The sequence below is a fragment of the Methanohalobium sp. genome, assembly GCF_018609725.1.
Classification (GTDB): Archaea; Halobacteriota; Methanosarcinia; order Methanosarcinales; family Methanosarcinaceae; genus Methanohalobium.
Genome location: NZ_JAHENT010000063.1, coordinates 1 through 4,578, shown reverse-complemented (window position 1 = coordinate 4,578; position 4,578 = coordinate 1). Strand labels below are relative to the sequence as shown.

Genomic DNA, 4,578 nt, shown 5'->3' with positions numbered 1-4,578 from the left:
TCCTCGAAGTATTTCTATGTCATCATCCGACAACCAGACACAATGTGCTGCAAGTACATCTGGACCTAAAAATCCAAGCCTGTCCAAAAGGTTGACTGAACACATCCCATAATGCTGTTTCATTTGATTTAATTCACTCTCAGTCTCAAGAACATGGATATGGATGCCGACATTGTCGTGATTTGACTCTTTTTTTAATTTTGACAAGAAACCTTCAGAACATGTATAAGGGGCATGTGGTCCATACATTGTTATTATCCGACCTTCTGCTTCTCCATTCCAGTCAAGAACAAACTGTTTTCCCTTGGATAACTCTACATCAGCAGACCGATTTTCACCCAAATCAATTAATCCATATGAAAGAGCAGCCCTCATACCCGAATCTTTAACCGCCTGTGCAACATCATTCATATGGATGTACATATCAGCAAATGAAGTTGTGCCTGATTTTATCATTTCCAGACATGCAAGTTTTGTTCCTATATACGCATCTTCATCTGTTAAATGCTCCTCAGCAGGCCAGATGTAATCCTTGAGCCATTCATCAAGCGGAATGTCATCCGCATAACCTCTGAATAATGTCATCGCAGCATGTGTATGGGTATTGACAAAACCCGGCATCACAACTGAGCCTTTTGCATCGATAATTTTGTCTGCATACTGTTCAGTGGATTCTGATACTTCTGTTATGATACCGTTTTCTATTACAACCACTCCATGTGTTAACTCATAAGAATCCATTGTCAGGATAGAACCGTTTTTGATTATTATATCTGCCATATTTACTCCCCGTTACAATTTGAAATAGAACTAATTTATTTTATAAGCATTTATTACCAGATTCTTTTGAAAGGTTGTTAAGCCTTGTTATTATTTCATCAATCGCTGAAGTGATAATTCGATTGTTATCATAACTATCTACAATTTTTCTTAATTTATCAGAATTTAAAGTTTTCATTTCATCGGCATATTGCAGCATATTTTCAAAAGCGCGGGTTATGTTATCCACTATAGTTATATCTGCGCATTGGGATGTACGGGATAATGGATTTAGGTCAATTGCTATTACCACTTTGTCTATTTCTGATAATTTTTCACATCTGTCTCCATCTTCCAGTGGTACCAGTACTACGTCTGCACTGTATATACCCTCATGGTCTACCTTTCTTCTATCATGTGATAAATCAAGAACTGAATCCCCCTTTCTCCCCAGTACATTTTCAGCACCGTGTGATTCCATATGTTCTATTATCCTGTCGATTCTATCCATGCTCCTGTGGAAAAGGTTCACTTCAAGTAATGCTTTGATAATATCGGACAATTCTACCATTTCATCAGGAATAAGTGCTGCAGTATTGCCATTGATAGATATTACAGGTTTTTTAGCCAATAATAAATGTGCTGTTGCTACCCTCTCCGCTTCCTTTGCCGATTCAGTACTGTATTCTCCTATAAGGTAATCGAATGCTTCGCCTCGACCCTGTGCAATTAAACCCTGTGTGCTTGTTATGCCTTTTTTCACTCCCTCTACAGCCATTTCACGTGTTATGAGTGATTTATATCTTGGATGGTCACGCGGAATTTGTGTCATATATTTACCTTCAATTTAAACGATTAAATTGTGTAACAACCTGTACCTGAATTTAATTCCAAAACTTCACCAAATTCTAACATAGATTTGTACACTTCGTTTTTTGTCTTTTCATCAGATATTGCGAATACAGTATCACCTATCATTGCCTGGGAAGCTTTGCCGCCAGAAAATTCTACAGCTTCAATTAAATCCTTTGCTCTATCCTTTAAAAGACCAGTTTCCATCGTGAAGTTTTTAGATTGCTCCATAAAATTATCGATTGTAGGGTGTTTCAGGGTTAAAGAGTGAGCTTTTCCACCCGCTGAATTTATCCTATCAACCATTTCTCTATTTCCAATGACCGATTTTGTAGATACATTTCCCAGTACTACAACATACACAATAAATTTTTCAGAAGGGATGAAATCCACTTCTCCATTTGATGGTTTACCAGGTTTTGTTCTGATAACTGCACCTCTATATAACTGTGCCGTAACATCCCCCAAACCACTTACCGTTTTTACTTCTGCCAGATGTACAATATCAGCAAGATGCTTGGAGGTATAATTCAGAGAAAGTGCTTGGTTGAGCGCATAAGCTACGCTCAATGCGCCTGCGCCTGATAATCCTAATCCACAACCTAATGGCATATTTGTCTTGATATTTACAGCAACAGGCAAATCTGTAAGCATTTCTATTGCTGTGTTAATGGCATCCACCTGAACTGGTGAACCATTTAAAAAAACCCGAGTTCTTTTGAGCGTATCACCTGCCTGTAAATCAGCTTCAACTCCCTGATCAAATACCAGTCCGCAACCAGTAGAACCTTTATATTGCATATCTTTATGGTTATGGATTTCAAAAAAACCTGTTATATGAGCAGGAGCAAAACCTGTTCCTGTATATTTTTCCGACATCAAAAAATTCCTCTCTTTAATTTTTCAGCCAAGTTATCAAAAACTTTGCTGGCAATAACTCGTTTAGAACCGCTTACATGAACAGGTTTTCCAGAGTCTGAATCTATTATATATACCTCATTGGTGTCGTCTCCCATGCCCTTGTATCCAACATTATTTGCAACCATAAGGTCAACTCCATGTTCTTGCTGAAGTTTTTGAGACCTTGATATAAGCTCGTCTACTTTTATTCCGGTCTCTGCCTTGAAACCGGTTATCACAAGTTTCGGATAAGCTTTCCTGACCTCATTTAACAATTTTCTTGTAGGTTTTAATACAAGTGACAATTGGTCATTGCCAGATTTTATTTTATGAGATGAGTAATCCAGTGTATAATCCGAGATTGCTGCAGAACTAATAAATGCATCGTATCCGTTATCAAGTTCATCCATTACAGCATCAATCATCTGGTCAGCACTTTCTACATATTTTTCGTTTATCCCTTGGACATCAAGATGATTTCTATGAACTATTGTAACATAAGCTCCTCTTCTATAAGCTTCCAGAGCAAGTTCTATACCAGTTTTTCCTGATGAACGGTTAGTAAGAATTCGTATAGGATCTATAGATTCTGCTGTGGCACCACCTGTTATAAGAATTTTTATACCTGTAAGATCGCCATCTCCTGCTGCACGTTCTACATTTAATTCCACTGTATCGTTTGGAGCGACTTTTGCCACTCCTTCCTCAAAATATGGTCCTACAAAAGATACACCCCATGATTTTAATTTATCAATATTTTCTACTACTCCCGGATGGTTATACATGGACTCATGCATTGCAGGTACTATCATAATAGGTATATTTGAACCAAGCGCAGTTGTTGCAAATGTTGTTACAGGAGTGTCATCAATACCTCCTGCTATTTTGCCAATAGTATTAGCAGTTGCTGGAACTATAACCAGAAGGTCTGCACATCCATTAAGACCACAGAATTTGACATGTTCCACATCGCCAGTGAGTTCTGTTATCACATTATTTCCTGTGGCATAATTAAGGGCAAAGGGATTGATTATCCATTCCGATGCTTCTGTTGTTACTGCATAGACATCAGCACCATTTCTTATTAAATCCCTTGACATCTCTACAACACGCACTGCCGCGATACTCCCAGTCACACCGAGTACAATCGTTTTACCTGCAAGTGACTCACTTCTCTGGTTCTTTATCCATTTTGTAGGATGTATCTGATGTCCTGTATTCTTCATATATCTATCTCAGGTTTTATAATAATAAGTAGGTTGCTATGTGAACTACCGCTGAGCTAAAGACTCAGCAGCTTCGAAAGAAGTTTGCTTTACTGACGTGTGTTGCCGAAAAACCTTATTCTCTCAGGGGAGTTCACTTCCCCATTATCAGCTATCCCTGTAAGGGAATCGCCGATTACCTTTCTCAAGATATTCAATGCACCGTTGATATCGGCATTGATCAGTCTACCTGTTGATGACTGGAATATAACTCGTTTCGGTATTTTACCAAGATACTTTTTATGTTTTTTGATGGGTTCTAAAGCCAGTGCATCAACTTTACTGGTGTATGCCTCATCTACTTCGTGATACTTTATACCGTGATATTCACACTTGGAAGCTAATTTCTGTTTGAATCTGGCAAACGGTATCATTAGGAAATTTTGATTATTCTGTTTCCCGATATTCTGTTCCTGTTTGATTTCCTTGAGTTCACGAGAAGCGTCGCAAGGAAGCCCACTGATTCAGCAGTGAGAGGAATTGCGACCATCGGTATTTATATTTGTAATCAGGTTTAGTTTGTCTAATTGATAGGTATATCCATCGAACCTCTGTATGAGTTTGAAATATTTGTGGTTTATACCCTGTGCAATCCTTTTAGTACCGTTTTTGATGTCGAAATATCCGCTGCTTCTGCATGCGACTGCACCTTTCCAGGTGCCTTTATACTTTCCATTTTCAACTATCGCTTTTATGATGTCTCCTGACTGGAAACCGAATATGTATTTGATTCTTGGTGCAGGTTTTCTCGGGAAACCATATTTGTCCAGTTTGCATCTCTTATAACTGCCTCTACCTTTAG

4 protein-coding genes and 2 pseudogenes are annotated in these 4,578 nt (G+C 38.3%); all 6 read right to left on the bottom strand.

Annotated elements, in window-relative coordinates:
* Positions 1-780 (bottom strand): amidohydrolase family protein (locus tag QZ276_RS03880; protein WP_292485461.1); only part of this gene is annotated, 780 nt, incomplete at its 3' end.
* A gap of 40 nt (positions 781-820) precedes the next feature.
* A complete protein-coding gene (locus tag QZ276_RS03875) occupies positions 821-1,591 on the bottom strand; it encodes a 4-phosphopantoate--beta-alanine ligase (protein WP_292485459.1) in 771 nt (256 codons plus the stop codon).
* Between the two features lie 23 nt (positions 1,592-1,614).
* Positions 1,615-2,490: a pantoate kinase gene (locus QZ276_RS03870; RefSeq protein ID WP_292485457.1), complete on the bottom strand. Its 876-nt coding sequence runs from the start codon at positions 2,488-2,490 to the stop codon at positions 1,615-1,617.
* On the bottom strand, positions 2,490-3,737 hold the full coding sequence (gene coaBC, locus QZ276_RS03865; protein ID WP_292485455.1) for a bifunctional phosphopantothenoylcysteine decarboxylase/phosphopantothenate--cysteine ligase CoaBC: 1,248 nt from the start codon (positions 3,735-3,737) through the stop codon (positions 2,490-2,492). The genes QZ276_RS03870 and coaBC overlap by 1 nt, the downstream gene beginning before the upstream one ends.
* Positions 3,738-3,826: 89 nt before the next feature.
* Positions 3,827-4,210: pseudogene (locus QZ276_RS03860) on the bottom strand (zinc ribbon domain-containing protein); the annotation flags it as partial.
* Positions 4,211-4,240: 30 nt separating this feature from the next.
* Positions 4,241-4,578, bottom strand: a pseudogene (locus QZ276_RS03855) (HNH endonuclease); the annotation flags it as partial.

What these genes read in the sequence shown, in the direction of transcription:
- QZ276_RS03875 (WP_292485459.1), bottom strand. Translation starts at nt 1,591, where the DNA reads ATGACACAAATTCCGCGTGACCATCCAAGATATAAATCACTCATAACA.
- coaBC (WP_292485455.1), bottom strand. Translation starts at nt 3,737, where the DNA reads ATGAAGAATACAGGACATCAGATACATCCTACAAAATGGATAAAGAAC.
- QZ276_RS03870 (WP_292485457.1), bottom strand. Translation starts at nt 2,490, where the DNA reads ATGTCGGAAAAATATACAGGAACAGGTTTTGCTCCTGCTCATATAACA.